This is a genomic window from Legionella bozemanae, from assembly GCF_001648595.1.
GTDB lineage: Bacteria > Pseudomonadota > Gammaproteobacteria > Legionellales > Legionellaceae > Legionella > Legionella bozemanae.
Window position 1 is genome coordinate 195,087 of record NZ_LBAW01000001.1, and the last position, 17,246, is coordinate 212,332.

Below are 17,246 nucleotides of genomic sequence, written 5' to 3' on the forward strand. Positions count from 1 at the left end.
TGTCCACATGTTTACGAATGGGAGCCCAGCTTGATTTTTCAATTGGGCATGAATAAAATACATCTAATTTGTTCTGTTTGACACTCGTCTGCGTGCATCGTGACCACCATGCCAGAACTATTGCTTCACATAACTCATCAAAAGAGGATAATATGCTAAAAAAGTTCTTCATTTTTTCCATTATGGTTCTAGTTGGCATGTTGACTGCCTGTGGTCCTATTTATAATACAGAATACAGTTTTGTTCCGCCAAAATCAGATATCGCAAAAATGTGCACAGCTCAGTGTATTCAAGGTAAAAATGATTGCGAACAAAGTTGTCGTGTGGACAATGACAATTGCCGTATGAGAGCACAACAAAACGCCATGTTTGAATACAAGCAGTATAAAGAGGACCGCAAAAGAATGGGTTTACCAATTAACAAATCAATGAATGATTTTGATCGAAGCAGTAGCTGTAGTAACTCATGCCGATGCGAATCCACCTATAGAGCATGTTATTCAGCTTGTGGTGGTGAAGTATTAGAACATAAAGTATGTGTTGCTTTCTGTGACAAACAGCAATAAAAATAACCCTCAAGCTTTAGGCTAAAACCAGTAAAAAACCAGCAATTTTTAATTCAATAAATTGCTGGTTTTTTACTGGCTCTTCGCGATTAATACGCATAGTATTAAATGATTCCTTGCTTGGTAGCCAAAAATGTTTGAAAAACCATCCCTCACGCATCAAAAAATTATTGAACACCTAAAAATTGATTATCACATCGATACACTTACCCTGACCCATCTCTCAATCGGTGCAGATATAAACGCTTCACTATACAAAGCAGACACAAAAAATCAGTCTTATTTCGTCAAGCTAAAAAAAGGTTCTCATCATGAGGTAGCGATTGATGTTTTGGATCTTTTGCGCAAGAAGGGAATTCAGCAAATTATTAAACCCATTAACACCACTGCAAATCAACCCATTTTGTATGCTGATGAATTTAGCCTCATTGTTTACCCCTTTATTCACGGACAAAATGGTTTTAATCAAACCTTAACAAAAGAGCAATGGATCACACTTGGGAAAACTTTAAAGCAAATTCATGAAATCGATGTACCACAACTCATTCAACACCAACTTCGACATGAATTATATACATCGAAATGGAGAGAGTATGTAGGAACACTTTGGGAGCACATTGAAAAATCATCTGCTTTAGATGAGTACGCGCTCAAGCTGATCACCTTTGTGAAAAAAAACCATGCGGTGATTGTTCACTTAGTAGAGCGCGCGGAACATCTCGTCCAAAAGATACAAAACACTTCGCATCAATTGGTCTTATGCCATTCTGATATCCACGCTGGAAATATATTAATAAGTCCTCATCATTCTATCTACATTGTAGATTGGGATGAACCGATAATGGCACCAAAAGAGCGCGATCTGATGTTTATAGGCGGCGGAATTGCCAATGTTTGGAATGAACCTTATCAAGAAACTCTTTTCTATAAAGGCTATGGCAAAACCGAGATCAATAAAGCACTTTTAGCCTATTACCGATGTGAGCGAATCGTAGAGGATATCGCTGTTTATACTCAAGAAATTCTTTCTGTCTCCTCAGAGTATGGAAATAAAGCTCAATCTTACGAACATTTCATCAGTATGTTTGCAACAAATGGAGTAGTAGATATTGCCTTAAACACCGCAGAAATATGACCTCAACAGACAACACATTTATTTTACAATTTAAACAACCTTTGCCACACTTTATATAGCGTCGTCCCCTTAAATTCTAGACAAGACGCTAGTAAAGGGAGGTGAAGGAGTGTACTCAAGTACATAACCTGAGCCGAACGAGCTTGCAACGATGTATAGAACTTAGGGGGGGCTATGTGACCTATTCTTGTGAGAGCAGAATAATAATGAAGAAAATTATCCTTTATTTTTTAGCGTTCATTGGCACAATCGCTCTATTATTTCTTGTCTCCGAATGGTTTGGCAGAAGTAGCAGAACAATGTATGCGGGAAGTCCCATGCCAATGCAAGCAGCAGTCGGAAAGCCTGATTACGCTGTTGGCTCGATGGCAATGCAAGTAAACAATCAGTCTAATGCAAGCCAACCTTCACAAAATGTAATGCGCGGTATGATTATTCGTAATGCAAATATTTCATTGCAAGTTGATAACATTAATTCAGCAATGGAAAAAATCTCTCAATTAGCGGAAAACTCAGGAGGCTACGTCGTCAGCTCCAATTTAATGCAAGATAATAACGATGCGAATAATACCACTGCAAATATTAGCATAAGAGTACCCGCCCAAGGTTTAAATAATGCATTAACTGCATTGAAATCATTAGCAACACAAGTCACCCAAGAATCAGTAACGGTCGAAGACATTACGCAACAATTTGTCGATTTACAAAGCCAGCTTAACAACTTACAAACTGCTAAAGAGCAGCTGTCCAAGATTATGGCCAAAGCAAAAGAAACAGCAGATGTTCTTAGTGTGTTCAGACAATTAAGTGATGTACAGGGACAAATTGACGTAATCCAGGGGCAAATTAAATATTACAAAGAATCAGTAGCTTATTCATTGATCAATATTAACTTGAATATGAATCCAATAATTCAAACAGAGCAACAAAAACAATGGAAAATAACAGAAGCATTTATTGACTCCTACCATGCCTTAGTGGATCAATTACGTAGCGTTACTTACGGTTTAATTGAATTTTTTGTGTATTTCTTACCGTTAATTTTGTTATGGATTTGTATCAGCCTGATTGTTTTTTGGATAGGAAAAAAAGTTTGGAATAATTTAAACAAAAAGTAAGAATTTCCATATAACATATTGTTTTATATAAGAAAAATAAGAACATCCTCATTAGCTTCCATACGTTAATAGACAAATTGGCCTAGAAAAAAACCAAGAGAACAAAATACAGACTATTATTTTTTAATACAGCAGATAAAACTAAAAGAGAGATTGTTCTGTGTTCTATTATTTTAAATCAAAACAATTTATTGCTTTTTTAATGGCAGGAGTAATAGCAGTTATCGTAAACTTTTGTAGCAGAATCCTCTATAGCTATTCATTCAGTTTTTCCACATCCATTATTTTAGCCTATGTTACTGGAATGGTTGTATCGTTTATTCTTACCAAATTCTTTGTATTTAAGGCAAGCCAGCAGACATTTACCCGGTCCATTATTTTTTTTATTCTGATTAATTTAATTGGCATGTCACAAACGTTACTTGTTAGTTTATTGTTTGCCCATTATTTTCTGCCCGCTATGGATATTAAATCTTTAGAAATTGCACACGCAATTGGGCTCGCCTCACCTACGTTTACCACTTATTTGGGACATAAATTTCTAACTTTTCGAGAAAAAATTTAGGCCTTTCGGACTGGAGGCGTCAACTTTTTGATTAGGAGCCCTTAATGTATTGAACCATTATTCAAAAAATACTTTACTTACTATGTCCCGCGGCTTGTCCGTGAGATCCAGCACTAGTGCAAATTTCAGGATTCCGCAGGCAAGCCACGGGATGTAGAAATGATGTAGAAATAAAGGTAATGATAAATAACAATCCTCCAGGCTCAAGTAAGATGGACCTTAATTTGTTTTAATCGTTTGGATAATAAACCCAGAGATTGGGTTCAACATAAGTTCCTATGTCATTAACAAATTTTACTGGGGCTAAAGCGTCTTTTACTACATAATCGCCGTCGCCAGGAAAATGCATTCCTGCCCACTCTTCCCATTGCGAACTTGAAGCAGTGACACAGGCGGAGCGATGGCAAATCTTCACAATTCGCGCCCCTAGATTAAGGTGAGTTTTTATCCAGGGATCAAAAATTAATCCATCCTTATTTTGCCACATAACATACTCATCTATGGGGATTAAGGGATATATGCTTTTTAGGCTGGGTCTTACAGGTATAACTAAAGAAATAAAATTTCTCTTCCATGCACTATTTTTTAAATACTGGAGCAGCATTTTGCTCAGCCCCTTATTACGATGTGTATCAGATACGGTGATCGATATGGCACATAATAGATTAGTTGATTCAATGGGATACTTCTCATAAAGACCTGTATTAACTACCCAACTCACACCTTCATCAGAAAGCGCAAAAAGTGGTTTTTTCCAAATCAAGGGAATAGAATTAGCTATTCCAATTAGCTCATTATTACCATCAAGTAAACTGATCTGAAAATCAGGATATAACTCATACATCTTAAAAACAATTTCATCAGCTAAACGCAAAAAATCCGGCCAAACACGTTTCCGCAAAGCACTTACTTTATCAAGCAAGTTCAATTGCTCTTTACCACAAATAATCTGAACTTTTCCGCTGGCTGGTATTTTAGTGGTCATATACGTTCTGCTTGCTTAAGTAATGCATTCCACCAAACAACCATCGCATCGATCGCTTGTTTTGCTCCTGATAGTACATTATTTTTTCGAATGAATTGTTCGCAGTTCATGTCTTCTGATGAAGAATAATTATCTTCTTGCGCGCGATCGACAAACATTCCAAGCCCATCTTTATGTCCTTGCTCGACACCATTCAAATGCATATCGTGGAACGCTTTCAATCTTGATTTTTCCCATTGCATCGCTCTGCGTTGAACTACTTCATGAGAAATATCAAGGAATACTTCATGCTCAAATATTGCCGCGGTTTCTGTTGCATACACAGCGCCTAAGGTACTTGATGGGCATGTAGCAATGAGATTTGAAATGGCATCAAAAAATTCAGTTGTGGGACGAAACTCAAGACGTTTATCCACATCAGTTCCTATTTCTGACAATGATTTTTTATAGATGGCTGCATGATTTTTTTCTTCATCAAAATTACGTTGTAACTCTTGGAAAACACCTTGTTCTTTAAAAAGCCTTGTGGTGTTTGCCGCCGTCGACAGGAATCGAGTATTCTTTAAAGAAAACTGATAATGCTCTATCATCAACCATTCTAAAGCAGGCTCAGAAAATCGCTTTAAATGATGCAAGTGATTTTTTACAGCAGATATGAATTGATTGTTTAAGTTATCAATTGAACTCGTTAATTTTAATGTCATAACAATGCATCCTTACTCGTTAAAAACATGTTGAATTTAATTTTTAAATGTATCAAATAACTAACAGAGCTAGAGCAATAAGAGTAAGAGCGATATAATCTCCCCTAATTTTGCTCCCGCGATTCGGCTGAGTTTAAAATTCGATACTTTATAAAAAAATAATACATAGCCAGCTATTTAATAGTCAAGCATTATTTTGAGGTGCACTTTATATGCCATTTAAAATTGATGAACATACAGGGATTTTGATCAAAAAAGCCGCTCGACTTTTTGAGCAAGTTGCGAATAAAAATCTTGATGAACTCGGTGTAACTTACGCACAAACTGTTTTTCTTGTTCGGCTTTGGGACCAAGATGGACAAAATCAAATTGAACTTGCAAGAAGTGCAGGCTTAAAACAACCCAGTGTAGTTCGTATTTTAGATAGGATGGAACGAGATGATTTGATTACTCGTGTACGGAATAAAGAAGATAGGCGAGTGTTCAATTTTTACCTTACTGAAAAAGCGAAAGAAGCATGTCGAAAGCTGGAGGAACGTGCAAACACCATGGATGATATTGCTACTGTCAATATTGCTCCCAACAAAGTCGAGCAATTCAATCAAATACTTATGAACATCATAGGTAATTTACAAAATTTTCTGGAGAATGAGTGAATTATTTTCTTCAGTATCAGTATTGGAGCATTTTGTCATTTATTTTGTAAATTATAAAAAACAAAAAAATCAACATATCAAACAACGATCTGACTTGGGCTCGGACCTGATTTAACAGCAATATCTTTAAAAAAACTCATACGCTTATGCAACAAACTTTTAGCTCTGTACACTAAATAAAGTGTATATCGAGGAGCTGTTTGTGGATGATGCAGTTGAACGACTGAGTTATCTTCTAAATAAGGTAATAAATAAGATTTTGGCAAACATGCTACTCCATAACCATTTCTTACCGACCGAATCAATCCCATTACATCAACAAATGTAAGAGCGGGTTCGATGGAATTAGGAGATATATCCAATGCAAGTTCAGCATACCTTTTAAGAAAAGGCATGGTATCCTCATAAGCAAGCCATCGCATGGATTTAAGGCTTTTGTTAAAAGCAGATTCACTCGTTTTATCTAAGTACTTCTCCCAACGCTCGGTTCCTATAAACACAAGCTCATCATCAAATAATTTAATAAACTCAAGATTAGGATTGTCATATTTGACCGAGGTAATACCAAAATCAATGGTATTATTTTGTAAATCATCAATAATCGTTGAATCTTTAGGAATGTAATTAACTTTTAATTTAATTCCATGCTCAAGGCATACGCCAATTGAGTTTATTAATAGATTTTCAGCGAATTCGTTAATACAGCTTATATGTATCTCCCCACTCATTGAATTGGTATATTTCGAGAAATTATCTATTACCCCTCTGATTTTATCGAAAGGTTCTGAAACTAAAGTAAAAAGCTTTTTAGCAGCCTGAGTGGGTAAAATACATTTGGCATTTCGCTCGAAGAGCGTTTCCCCCAGATAAATTTCTAAGTTCTTAATGTGAAGTGAGACTGCAGCTTGTGTTATATTTAGCCTTTTAGCCGCTTTAGAAAAGGAACCTAACTCATAGGCAAAAATAAAAGATTCCAGATTGTTATAAAAATTCATTTTCTTTGCTGCCTTCCCAAATTCACTTTTAAAATAGATCTTAAAATAAAACATCCATGCATGAATTATAACAATTCAAAATTAACATATTATTAACAAATTAAACATAATTTATACATATATTAATTGGATATCTTCTATTCCATGCAATTCATTTCATGACCTATACTTATTGAATAGTAACACTGAACCTTTGTGAGACTGAAAAATGGAAAACTCATGGAAAGATCAGTTGGATCAAGAATTAATAAAACAATTAGGTCGTAAAAAAGGAAAAAAATTTGCCGAAAAATACCTCCCGTCATTATCAATGAGTTATTGTGAACAACATACTGTTGAGGAAGCAATAGCGGATCTCTTGCAAATTGATAAACTATCCCTACAAGACCCATTAACGATTGTTTTTTTTGAATCACCACGGGGTGAATATCCATTACATATTAAATTGTATCGATATGGCAGACCGATTCCTCTCTCCGATATCCTACCTATGATTGAAAATATGGGTTTAAGGACTTATACGGAAAGACCATATAAAATTGCTATTGCACCCAATCAATTTGTTTGGATCAGTGATTTTAATGTTACCTATGCCCATTCCAACCTACTGACCCTCGAGCAGGTAAAAAATATCTTTAATGAGGCCCTGATAAAAATAAGTGTTGGAATTTGTGAAAATGATGGCTTTAATAAACTGGTTTTAGGAGCAGGATTGTCATGGCGAGAGATTGTTATTATTCGCGCTTACGCCAAATACATGCAACAAATTGGATTTCGCTTTAGTCAACAATACATTGAAAAAACCATTGCCACATATGCTGCAATTACCAAAAAATTAATTCAACTTTTTTATTTAAAATTTGGTCTGAAACAAAACACCGCAAATAAAAATAAAAAGGCCGAACTGGAAAAAGAAATTCGCAGCGATATTGATGCCATTACCAGTCTAGATGAAGACTACATCATCCGTTTTTTCTGGTCTTTAATCAAAGCGACACTTCGTACCAACTATTTTCAGGTAGGTTCCGATGGCCAGCCTAAAGACTATTTGTCATTTAAACTCAACTCGGCCAAAGTGCCCGATTTACCTCCCGGACAACCTATGTACGAAATTTTTGTTTATTCAACACGATTTGAAGGAATACATTTACGCAGTGCTAAAGTAGCGCGTGGGGGTCTTCGCTGGTCTGATCGTCCAGAGGATTTTCGTACTGAAGTTCTCGGTTTGATGAAAGCCCAAAAAGTAAAAAACTCTGTGATCGTACCTTCTGGAGCTAAAGGAGGGTTTATTTTAAAAAAAGCAATCCATATGCTCGATCGCGAACAGATAAAACAAGAAGTCATTTACTGTTATCAATCATTTATACGAGGATTACTTGATTTAACCGATAATCTTATAGATGATCGGGTTATTTCACCCAAAAATACCGTATGTTATGACGAGGCAGATCCTTATCTTGTTGTCGCAGCAGACAAAGGAACAGCAACTTTTTCTGATATTGCAAATGGTATTGCTAAAGAATACAACTTCTGGCTTGGGGACGCTTTTGCTTCTGGGGGCTCTGCAGGTTATGATCATAAAAAAATGGGAATTACTGCTCGCGGCGCATGGGAATCAGTGAAACGACATTTCCGCGAATTGGATATTAATATCGAAGAGCAGGATTTTACGGTTGTAGGTATTGGCGACATGAGTGGGGATGTATTCGGCAATGGGCTGATCTATACCAGTCATTCTCTTTTGCTTGCAGCATTTGATCATCGCCATATATTTCTTGATCCTAATCCTAATGGCCCCAAAACCTTTGCAGAACGTCAGCGCTTATTTAATTTACCTACCTCATCGTGGGAAGACTTCAATCCTCGCTTAATTTCCAAAGGTGGAGGAGTTTACTCACGTTCAAGCAAATCCATTACTATCACCCCTGAAGTGAAAAAAGCACTTTCGATTACAGCCGATTCATTAACACCTAATGAACTGATCCGGGAAATTTTAAAAGCACCAGTTGATTTGTTATTTAATGGCGGTATTGGTACCTATGTGAAAGCATCAACTCAATCACATGCTGATGTTGGCGACAAAACCAATGAGTTTTGTCGTGTGAATGGTAATGAATTACGTTGCAAAATTGTGGGTGAAGGAGGTAATCTCGGTTTTACTCAACTTGGAAGAGTGGAGTTTGCACTGCAAGGTGGTTTGATTAATACTGATTCAATTGATAACTCAGCAGGGGTAAATTGTTCTGACCATGAAGTGAACATCAAAATTCTGCTGAATAAGGAAATGCTCCAAGGAAAGCTTACGGAGAAAAAGCGCAATCAGTTGCTCACGAAAATGACTGAAGAGGTGGCTCAGCTCGTTTTAAACGATAACTACAATCAAGCATTGGTTTTGAGTTTTTCAGCTACAAACGCCTTGGCTTATAGCGGTCTATATCAGGCATATATTAAAGAGCTGGAAGGATTAGTGCATTTAGATAGAGGCGTTGAATACCTTCCTGATGAGAAACATCTTCTGGAACGTAAAGCCGCAGGCCAAGCACTAACACGTCCAGAATTGTCCATTATTATGGCCTATACAAAAATTTATATTACGGGTGAATTATTAAAATCTGACTTACCTGATGATCCCTATTTTGCAACCATACTTGAGACAGGATTTCCTGCAACGTTAATCAAGTTGTATGCCAAATCCATGCAAACACATCGTTTGCGACGTGAGATTATCGCAACGCAACTCAGTAATCAGATTGTTAATAGTATGGGTATTACCTTCATGTACCGTCTGCAAATGGAAACTGGACAAACGATAGCAGATATTGCTCGTGCTTATATTATTGCAGCGAAAGCCTATCGCGTAGACGATTTACATCGATTGATTGATTCGCTTAATTACAAAGTGACCGTACACACTCAATATGAGTTACTTCACCACGTCAGACAATTAATGAATTTAGCAACCCGATGGTTTTTACACCATAAACGTCTTGCTGGAGAAATTACGAATAATATTGCCCATTACAGTCAATCTATAGCGAAACTTGAAAAATCAATTCCTGATTTAATGGCAGGTGTCACTAAAGAATATCTTGATAAAATTGTTATTCAATTTGTAGATATTGGTTTACCCGAAGAAGCTGCGAGAAAAATCGCCGCTACTCGTGCTATGTATACTGTATTAAATGTAGTAGAGGTTGCAACACAAAATAAATTTGACTTAGGGAAGACCGCTGAAGTTTATTTTAAAGTAGGCAGCAAATTTAGTCTGGTCTGGTTCCGCGATCAAATTGGTAATGATTCTCGTGAAGGCCATTGGAATAGTCTGGCACGCTTATCTTTACGTGATGAACTCGATAACTTACAACGCCGTCTGACTATTGTCATTTTAATGAATAATCAAAAAGCGCTTAACTCGGATGAGCTCATTGCCTATTGGTTCGCAAAAAACCCTTTTATCCACCAACGATGGGAAAAATTGCTGGAAATGCTGCTTGGTAGTTCAAGTATTGATTATACAATTTTCTTTATTGCTCTGCGCGAATTATCAACCTTAATCACTGTAGAGTAATAGAAAATCTCCTACAAAATCATAAACCCGAGCCCGCACAGGAGCTCGGGAATTCCTTTGACAACACCCTAAATTCATTCACATACCCTCATTTTCAAATACAAACGGTTCTCGTTGTTTTTTTATATCTGTTGATGATACTGTGATTGTGAAGTCAATTGATGAAATAATGGAGAGCTTAAATTATGGATGAAGAATATCGAAAACATGCCAAATCAAAAATTACAAATGCTAAATATCTAGAACGTAAACATGCTGCAAAAAAAATAATAATCGAAGAATACACGCAAGGAATCAATTCATTTTTACAAATCATCAATAAAACACCTGCTGACTTTCATGCTCTTACCAATGCCTATTATGATCTGGCGACTTTTTATTTTAATAAAACGGAATACATAAAAGCAGCTCAATGTTATCTGGATGCGATACAACAACTCCTGCAAACTGAATTAAATGATGAGTGTTATAGAAAATTAACGGAACTATATATTGACTTAGCGGATGCGTGTTATGAATCGCTTAACCAGCCTGCAGGAGATGAAGCCATGTCAAATGCCATAAAAGCATTTGGTTTGATTAAAAACAAAACTGGTGCAGAACAAAAAATAGGTGATCCAATAGCTAATTTCAAGAAATTTCATGAGCATTATGAACGAAAACTTTCAACAAATTCATATATCGAATCATCCAAATTTACAAACCATGAGCTTTTACTTGGTGAAGGACAAGTTACACGACAACAGGAACAAGCTCTTTTCGCACAATTTGAAGCCATATCAATTAGTGAAATTCAACAAATTGATCTCAGTATAGAGGGCATGTTAAGCCAACTGTCTCTATCTGCAGAGAAACCTTTATTTAACCCCATTGTAATCAATGCAACACCGAGCGATGGTGTTTGTCGTAATATGGCAATGCAGCTTTTAGCACTGGCTAAATCTCATATTCAAAACAAATTAATACCAGAAACTGTTGCAACTTATAGACAAGCCATTAAAACACTGCAAATGATCAAAGCTCCACAACAAAGTGACCATCAAATAATCCTGCATTTGGAAGACCAAATAAAATTTTTACAAAGAAAGCAAAGTATCCCAGAAACACAATCTTCTTTTACTTCACCTTCAATACCCCTAGAAAATCAAAGATCGGTTTCCGTCACTCAGTCAGGGAGAGGTTTTTTTGCTCAAGCGTTGCAGGATGAAACAAAAGAAGAATTGTCTATGGATTTTGAGGAAGATGTCAAAATGATCGAAGAAACCAATGGAAACAGAATGAATATGTATCCTTAACTCGGCCTTTCTTACAAACTGCTCCTCGTTGAGGTATTTAATGGTGATTTTAAATTAAGATTGAGTCTACTAACAGTTATCATCTCTAAAGTTTCTATAGAGCTCCCAGGACAGTGTGCTGGGAGCTCTACTTTCTATTATCAAAAGATCCCAAAAGCCATCATTAATCATAATGAGAAAAATTAATCAGATATTCCTTTATTCAAAGCCTCTGCTTCAAGTACTAAAGCTCTTATTAATTCATTTGCACTTGTATTTCTGCATAATGGTGCGGATTGCCCCGCCCACATTGACATAAAATCAATATTGTTTTGTTCCTTGGCCTTTTTTCGCATCATGCTTGTCAGGGCATTTTGAATGGGATAATCAAGAATATTGATTTTTCTTAGCTCCATGCGCTCAATAAATTGATTGCGTACTCCTCGGGCTAATTTCCCGGAAAAAGCGCGTGTAAGCACCGTATTATCTTGTTGCTGTGTCAGTAAAGCGTGTTTATAGACATCTGGAATGCCGGATTCAAAACAACTGAGAAACGCAGTTCCCATTTGTATGCCTTCAGCACCTAAATGCGTTGCGGCAACGATTCCTCTTCCATCCATAATTCCCCCCGCCGCAATAATAGGAATTTTGATTTGATCTACGAATTGAGGGATTAGGCTAAACAACCCAATCAATCCATCCTCCGCTTTACCTATAAAAGTCCCTCTATGGCCCCCTGCTTCACTTCCTTGAGCAACAATTGCATCAATACCACTTTCTTCTAATACCCGTGCTTCGGCTAAGGTTGTCGCTGTGCCGATTAAAATGGTGTGATTTTTTTTTAGTTTTGATATCCATGCAGAATCCAACAAACCAAATGCATAACTAAAAACAGGAATTTTTTCTTCAAGAAGTACCTTTATTTGTTCTTCAAAAGATTGTGCGTAAGGTTTTGCAACTGACTTAATCTCTATATTTAATTCATGGCAGGACTGTTTAATATCAGCACAGGATTTTTGAATTTGTGCTGCCGTGGCATAATGTTCCTCTGGAATAAAAAGATTAACTGCAAAAGGTTTATTCGTTAATTTACGAATCGTTTTTAGAGCATGTCTTATCTCAGTAGGAGTCATATATCCAGCACCTAGTGAGCCTAAACCACCTGAATTACTTACCGCAGCAACTAACTCAGGAGTAGCAGCGCCACCTGCCATAGGAGCCTGTATAATTGGGAATTTTAAACCAATTTTTTCAGTCAATCGTGTCTGCCACATGGTTTTCATCCTTTTTATATTTCATTAATCATAAACTTGATGTGTAATGGATACTATAGTGTAATGAAGCACAATTACTCTAATGTTCAGCGCGCCAATTATCCCAGATTATTTATTACACAAACTTAAATGGGATTGAACAATAGAATTGGGAAAAACGGATTATTCACTTGAAAGATCAATTAGATAATCAACAGTTGCTGGAAAATGTTCTGCGATTTTTTTAGAATGTTATTTCTGCATTGCATGAAGATGAATCTATTCTCTTCACAATTTTTAATAAAACGTCTGGTGCATCAAGTTAGGAGGACGCTATGAAAGCACAAGCTATATCATCTTTTGGTGATTCTTCAGTTTTTGAAACAATTGAACTCCCCAAACCAAAAATTAAACCAGGCTATGTGCTCATTCGCGTTATTGCCACGAGTGTTAATCCTGTTGACTGTAAAGTTCGCTCGGGTAAATACGGTCAGGTTTCACCTCAATTCCCAGCAGTCTTGCATGGTGACGTAGCAGGTATCGTTGAAGAAGTGGGTGAAGGAGTTGTTGAGTTTACAGCCGGCGATGAGGTTTATGGATGTGCAGGCGGCTTTCTCAATGAAAGCGGGGCTTTAGCTGAATTTATGCTTGCTGATGCCAGGCTCATTGCAAAAAAACCAAAGAAACTGAGTATGGTTGAGGCTGCTGCATTACCTCTGGTGTCAATCACTGCCTGGGAGGCATTATTTGAAAAGATTAAAATTAAATCTGGACAAAAAGTGCTAATTCATGCAGGTACAGGCGGGGTTGGACATATTGCAATTCAGCTGGCAAAATGGGCTGGTGCAGACGTATACACCACTGTATCTTCTTTAGATAAAGCAGAGATAGCAAAATCGCTCGGAGCCAAAGAAGCAATCAATTACCGGATTGATTCAGTCCACGATTATGTAAGTCGCTTTACCAATGGTGCGGGATTTGATGTGGTATTTGATACAATTGGCGGAGAAAATCTTGATAAATCATTGACTGCAGTTGCCATGTATGGAAACGTAATCAGCATTCAGGCAGCATCCCAGCATGATCTTTCACCTTTACATAGCAAATCGGCCAGTCTCCATGCTGTTTTTATGTTATTGCCATTATTACATAATGTACAACGCGAACGACATGGCAAAATTTTAAAAGAAATCGCAAGCATGGTAGAAGATGGCCATTTAAATCCACTCATTGACCCTCATCTTTTTTACTTCGAGAACATCGAGAAAGCCCATGCGTTACTTGAGTCAGGAAAAGCAGTAGGAAAAATCGTAGTTCAAGCCTATTAATTCTTGGCTTGCAGCATTACAGCACAGAGGGCCCCAGATTTAACTATATCACACCTGGTACCCTCTGTAGGCCGCTTGTCCACACGAGTGTTCTTTATATTCCCCAGGATCTGTTAAACAGAGGTGTCGTCAGTTATTTATCCTTTATTTCTCAAAGTTTCTTATCAAAAAACGGATGCCCTTCATGTTTATTGCCCCTAATTTATGCGTTTAAGGGGTTTAAGTAAGTGTTTATTGAGATCACAGTAAAGCATAGTACCTCCTATAACCGCTGCAGGCAGGGTCAATATATTTAAGATGGGTATAAAGCTGACCAGATTTATAGAAAAACCTAATCCAAGTGAACACATTTTGCTGCCGGCGACTTTTTTACGTGTTTCTTTGAAGCTAATAAGATTATTATCCATAGCGAAATCTTGATATTGAATACTCAATATCCATGCATTAAAAAGAAACCATAAAAAAGGATAAATAGGCTGTAGAAAAGGTATAAAAAATAAAACTCCTATCACTAAAAAACGAGGTAAAAAATAGCTAAGAAACTCAACTTGACGTTTTATACTACGAAATACGATTTTATGAAATGGTAAAGATGGAATAGCACTTCCAAAAAATATATTTTGTGTTTTCTCAGCTAAAAGCCCATTTAGAGGCGCTGCGATTAAATTAAAAAACACCGTAAAAAGTGATAAAAACATTAAGAAAAAACTCAGGATAAAAATAATAAAAAAAACAGTGCTGAGAAAGCTTAACCAAGAAGGAAGTTTATCAATGTAGTGATAAGCATAGGGCAACAAATAATGATAAATCAGGTAAAACAAGCCCGCAAACATTATAAAATTAATCGCTAAAGGCAATAGAACAAAACGTTTCAATCCTCGAGTAAAAAGATGACGAATTCCACGTAACATATAACTCATACCATGAAAAAAATCCCTCATTTTTCTCCCCAATCTTGAACCATTTTCGTAATTTAATCCAATCATATAACTAATGACACATTCGAACATCATATTTTTATATAATTTTCTTTTTAAATTTTGAACAAAATAATGACACAGTAGCTTATTAATATATAATGAAATTTTTTTCAGTTAAGGATAAGGTACGATAAATGTTTGAAAATAAAGCTCAACCAAAACAAATCCCCAAGTTAATCACTCTGACAGCAGAAGTAATCAAGAAAACAAACCCTCATCTTTTTTTTACTTTATATGGGAATAAAAAGTTACCTCCCCAAATAGAAAATGAGTATATCAATCCTCCTGTACAGGAATTAGTGAAGCAACATGAACACATTTATTGGGCCAATGTGAAAGAACGTAAAGAAGAAGTTAAATACCGCTCTTCCCGTATTGAAGTGGACTGTTGTTTTAAAAAATGTACAAGCCTAACAATGATGGCCTTAGGTAGCGGCGTACATCTTGGTATCTATTATATATTACGTGCAAGTGGTGTACCGTATTCAACAACAATAACCTATCTTGCAACCTTGCCCGTCACTCTATGCGTTACAGCGTGTTTTAGTCCCTGTGCTGCTTTTTTATTAGCAAAAGGGATCGCGAATTGTATAACTCCCAATGTTCCTGAGGAGACTGTCGATTTATATGAAGTAGTAACTAGTGCTAATAATGACAAAGAAGAAGAGGAAGAAGAAGGAGAAGAAGAAAAAAAACGAATCGCTTATCCTTAAAAACGTACCTGGTGCAGAAATGAAAATGAGAGATGCTTATGTATATTTCCTGAGTACCGCTACGCTGCATCAGACTACACTATAGTTACACTCCCTTTGTAACAACTTTGTTACAATTACAGTGTACCTTGTTATATCCCTGTTACATTTGTTATTTAGACTAGGCTTCAATAACAATCTAAGAGGGGAATACAAAATGATTAAAAAATTATTACTGTGTGGGATATTAAGCACAGTTACGTTATTTTCCACTACGACAGCCTTCGCTTATTATCATTCACATCATGATTATCCACGATTCAAGTTCCATCGCCACCATCATCACTCAAGATGGAAAAATGTTTATCGATGGACACCACCACCGAGTGTTGTAGTAGAAAACAACACCCCATACCCACGATACCACCAACACTACTGATTATAAAAAGGTAGTAAGATTTCAGTTATGCCAAAAGTGGTCATCCCTGCGCAGGGATGACCGCCTTTTAGACAGCACTGTAGACTGTAGAATACTTATTTTCCTGGTTAAAATTTTGTGAGGCTCTCTCAGGCAGAAAGTGCGAAGGAGTATTTTGATTTTATATCATGCAATTAGGTACCCTAACCCATTTACATAGTTAAGCCATAGTTTTTAGCTTGTTCTTTCGATTCAGCCTCCATACAATGATGATAAAATTGCTCTTCGATCAGAGACCAACCCCATTATTTAATTATGTATTTAGAGTGCTTCATGAAATTTCTCATGCAAATAGGTATTTTTGTCTTACTCACATTCATTATTGTTTATTCTTTTCTTGCTCTTTATATTATAAAAAATGCGGAAAACGATGAAAAAAAACACGCAGAGGTTATTTTGGTACTCGGAGCAAAAGCTTATCGCAATAACTCATACAATCTGTGCCTCGTAGCTCGTGTAAAACATGCAGTGGATTTATATAAAGCGAACTATGCCCCTAAACTTCTTTTTACTGGTGGTACTGACATCGAAGACGGGGCAAATGAAGCACACACCATGAAAAAAATTGCGCTCTCTTTAGGTGTCCCTGCCAAAGACATCCTGCTTGAACCAGCCTCAACTTCTACTTATGAAAATTTTCTTTTTTCCAAAAAGATATTGCAAACGAATAAATTTAAATCCATTATATTGGTAACCGAACCTTTTCATGCACCCAGAGCCATTCTAGTCGCGCAAAGATTGGGGATTAAAGTGATTAGCTCACCCGCAGTAAAAAGCACATGTTGGACAAAGAACAAATATCTGTCACGTTATTTTCTCAAAGAACCCCTTGCCATTCTCTATTATAAAATGAGAAATAGATTATAAGCCCTGTTCTTCAATTGCTGCATATGCAATGAGTGCCCTTTTATCAACAAAATAAAAGGGATTACTAATGGTAACCCCTTTT

15 protein-coding genes are annotated in these 17,246 nt (G+C 36.6%); 10 read left to right on the top strand and 5 right to left on the bottom strand.

The features are described 5' to 3' along the window. Positions 1–152 precede the first annotated feature (152 nt). The 4 genes from A8O27_RS01785 to A8O27_RS01800 all read left to right on the top strand — a co-directional run bounded on the left by A8O27_RS01785 (position 153) and on the right by A8O27_RS01800 (position 3,384). Positions 153–566: an Aq_678 family protein gene (locus A8O27_RS01785; RefSeq protein ID WP_058460320.1), complete on the top strand. Its 414-nt coding sequence runs from the start codon at positions 153–155 to the stop codon at positions 564–566. Between the two features lie 133 nt (positions 567–699). Further along, entirely contained in the window at positions 700–1,701 is a 1,002-nt protein-coding gene (locus A8O27_RS01790; RefSeq protein ID WP_058460319.1) for a phosphotransferase, read from the top strand. 206 nt (positions 1,702–1,907) lie between these two features. Beyond that, positions 1,908–2,819, top strand: coding sequence for a DUF4349 domain-containing protein (locus A8O27_RS01795; protein WP_058460318.1), 912 nt, complete (start codon positions 1,908–1,910; stop codon positions 2,817–2,819). A gap of 160 nt (positions 2,820–2,979) precedes the next feature. Beyond that, a complete protein-coding gene (locus A8O27_RS01800; RefSeq protein WP_115684280.1) occupies positions 2,980–3,384 on the top strand; it encodes a GtrA family protein in 405 nt (134 codons plus the stop codon). Between the two features lie 229 nt (positions 3,385–3,613). Here A8O27_RS01800 and A8O27_RS01805 read toward each other — a convergent pair whose 3' ends face one another. Together A8O27_RS01805 and A8O27_RS01810 are read right to left on the bottom strand one after the other, a co-directional pair. Then, positions 3,614–4,369, bottom strand: a complete 756-nt coding sequence (locus A8O27_RS01805; RefSeq protein WP_058460317.1) for a hypothetical protein — start codon at positions 4,367–4,369, stop codon at positions 3,614–3,616. Then, positions 4,366–5,073, bottom strand: a complete 708-nt coding sequence (locus tag A8O27_RS01810) for a DUF3865 domain-containing protein (protein ID WP_058460316.1) — start codon at positions 5,071–5,073, stop codon at positions 4,366–4,368. Before A8O27_RS01810 ends, A8O27_RS01805 begins: the two co-directional genes overlap by 4 nt. 212 nt (positions 5,074–5,285) lie before the next feature. Here A8O27_RS01810 and A8O27_RS01815 point away from each other — a divergent pair, with 212 nt between their 5' ends. After that, entirely contained in the window at positions 5,286–5,729 is a 444-nt protein-coding gene (locus A8O27_RS01815; protein ID WP_058460315.1) for a MarR family winged helix-turn-helix transcriptional regulator, read from the top strand. 77 nt (positions 5,730–5,806) lie between these two features. Here the strand turns inward: A8O27_RS01815 and A8O27_RS01820 are convergent, their stop codons facing one another. Then, entirely contained in the window at positions 5,807–6,724 is a 918-nt protein-coding gene (locus tag A8O27_RS01820) for a LysR family transcriptional regulator (protein WP_160116274.1), read from the bottom strand. Positions 6,725–6,932: 208 nt separating this feature from the next. Between A8O27_RS01820 and A8O27_RS01825 the strand changes: the two genes are divergently transcribed. Together A8O27_RS01825 and A8O27_RS01830 are read left to right on the top strand one after the other, a co-directional pair. Beyond that, a complete protein-coding gene (locus A8O27_RS01825) occupies positions 6,933–10,292 on the top strand; it encodes an NAD-glutamate dehydrogenase (protein ID WP_058460313.1) in 3,360 nt (1,119 codons plus the stop codon). 185 nt (positions 10,293–10,477) lie between these two features. Beyond that, positions 10,478–11,587, top strand: coding sequence for a tetratricopeptide repeat protein (locus tag A8O27_RS01830; protein ID WP_058460312.1), 1,110 nt, complete (start codon positions 10,478–10,480; stop codon positions 11,585–11,587). Positions 11,588–11,769: 182 nt separating this feature from the next. Here A8O27_RS01830 and A8O27_RS01835 read toward each other — a convergent pair whose 3' ends face one another. Further along, positions 11,770–12,840, bottom strand: coding sequence for an NAD(P)H-dependent flavin oxidoreductase (locus tag A8O27_RS01835; RefSeq protein WP_058460311.1), 1,071 nt, complete (start codon positions 12,838–12,840; stop codon positions 11,770–11,772). A gap of 314 nt (positions 12,841–13,154) precedes the next feature. Between A8O27_RS01835 and A8O27_RS01840 the strand changes: the two genes are divergently transcribed. Beyond that, positions 13,155–14,147 carry a zinc-dependent alcohol dehydrogenase family protein gene (locus A8O27_RS01840; protein ID WP_058460310.1) on the top strand — a complete coding sequence of 331 codons (993 nt, stop codon included), beginning with the start codon at positions 13,155–13,157 and terminating at the stop codon, positions 14,145–14,147. Positions 14,148–14,344: 197 nt separating this feature from the next. On the opposite strand, the gene cysZ is transcribed toward A8O27_RS01840, so the two are convergent. Beyond that, positions 14,345–15,088 carry a sulfate transporter CysZ gene (gene cysZ, locus A8O27_RS01845; protein ID WP_058460309.1) on the bottom strand — a complete coding sequence of 248 codons (744 nt, stop codon included), beginning with the start codon at positions 15,086–15,088 and terminating at the stop codon, positions 14,345–14,347. Positions 15,089–15,261: 173 nt separating this feature from the next. On the opposite strand from cysZ, the gene A8O27_RS01850 reads away from it, so the two are divergent. Both A8O27_RS01850 and A8O27_RS01855 read left to right on the top strand, forming a co-directional pair. Continuing rightward, on the top strand, positions 15,262–15,840 hold the full coding sequence (locus A8O27_RS01850; RefSeq protein WP_064115052.1) for a hypothetical protein: 579 nt from the start codon (positions 15,262–15,264) through the stop codon (positions 15,838–15,840). 730 nt (positions 15,841–16,570) lie between these two features. Continuing rightward, positions 16,571–17,164, top strand: a complete 594-nt coding sequence (locus A8O27_RS01855; RefSeq protein WP_058460308.1) for a YdcF family protein — start codon at positions 16,571–16,573, stop codon at positions 17,162–17,164. The last annotated feature ends 82 nt before the right edge of the window (positions 17,165–17,246 follow it).

Excerpts from the sequence above, each read along its gene's own strand:
- A8O27_RS01830 (WP_058460312.1), top strand. The coding sequence starts at position 10,478 with ATGGATGAAGAATATCGAAAACATGCCAAATCAAAAATTACAAATGCT.
- A8O27_RS01815 (WP_058460315.1), top strand. The coding sequence starts at position 5,286 with ATGCCATTTAAAATTGATGAACATACAGGGATTTTGATCAAAAAAGCC.
- A8O27_RS01855 (WP_058460308.1), top strand. The coding sequence starts at position 16,571 with ATGAAATTTCTCATGCAAATAGGTATTTTTGTCTTACTCACATTCATT.
- A8O27_RS01810 (WP_058460316.1), bottom strand. The coding sequence starts at position 5,073 with ATGACATTAAAATTAACGAGTTCAATTGATAACTTAAACAATCAATTC.
- A8O27_RS01840 (WP_058460310.1), top strand. The coding sequence starts at position 13,155 with ATGAAAGCACAAGCTATATCATCTTTTGGTGATTCTTCAGTTTTTGAA.
- A8O27_RS01850 (WP_064115052.1), top strand. The coding sequence starts at position 15,262 with ATGTTTGAAAATAAAGCTCAACCAAAACAAATCCCCAAGTTAATCACT.
- A8O27_RS01820 (WP_160116274.1), bottom strand. The coding sequence starts at position 6,724 with ATGAATTTTTATAACAATCTGGAATCTTTTATTTTTGCCTATGAGTTA.
- A8O27_RS01795 (WP_058460318.1), top strand. The coding sequence starts at position 1,908 with ATGAAGAAAATTATCCTTTATTTTTTAGCGTTCATTGGCACAATCGCT.
- A8O27_RS01835 (WP_058460311.1), bottom strand. The coding sequence starts at position 12,840 with ATGTGGCAGACACGATTGACTGAAAAAATTGGTTTAAAATTCCCAATT.
- A8O27_RS01825 (WP_058460313.1), top strand. The coding sequence starts at position 6,933 with ATGGAAAACTCATGGAAAGATCAGTTGGATCAAGAATTAATAAAACAA.
- A8O27_RS01790 (WP_058460319.1), top strand. The coding sequence starts at position 700 with ATGTTTGAAAAACCATCCCTCACGCATCAAAAAATTATTGAACACCTA.
- A8O27_RS01805 (WP_058460317.1), bottom strand. The coding sequence starts at position 4,369 with ATGACCACTAAAATACCAGCCAGCGGAAAAGTTCAGATTATTTGTGGT.
- cysZ (WP_058460309.1), bottom strand. The coding sequence starts at position 15,088 with ATGAGGGATTTTTTTCATGGTATGAGTTATATGTTACGTGGAATTCGT.
- A8O27_RS01785 (WP_058460320.1), top strand. The coding sequence starts at position 153 with ATGCTAAAAAAGTTCTTCATTTTTTCCATTATGGTTCTAGTTGGCATG.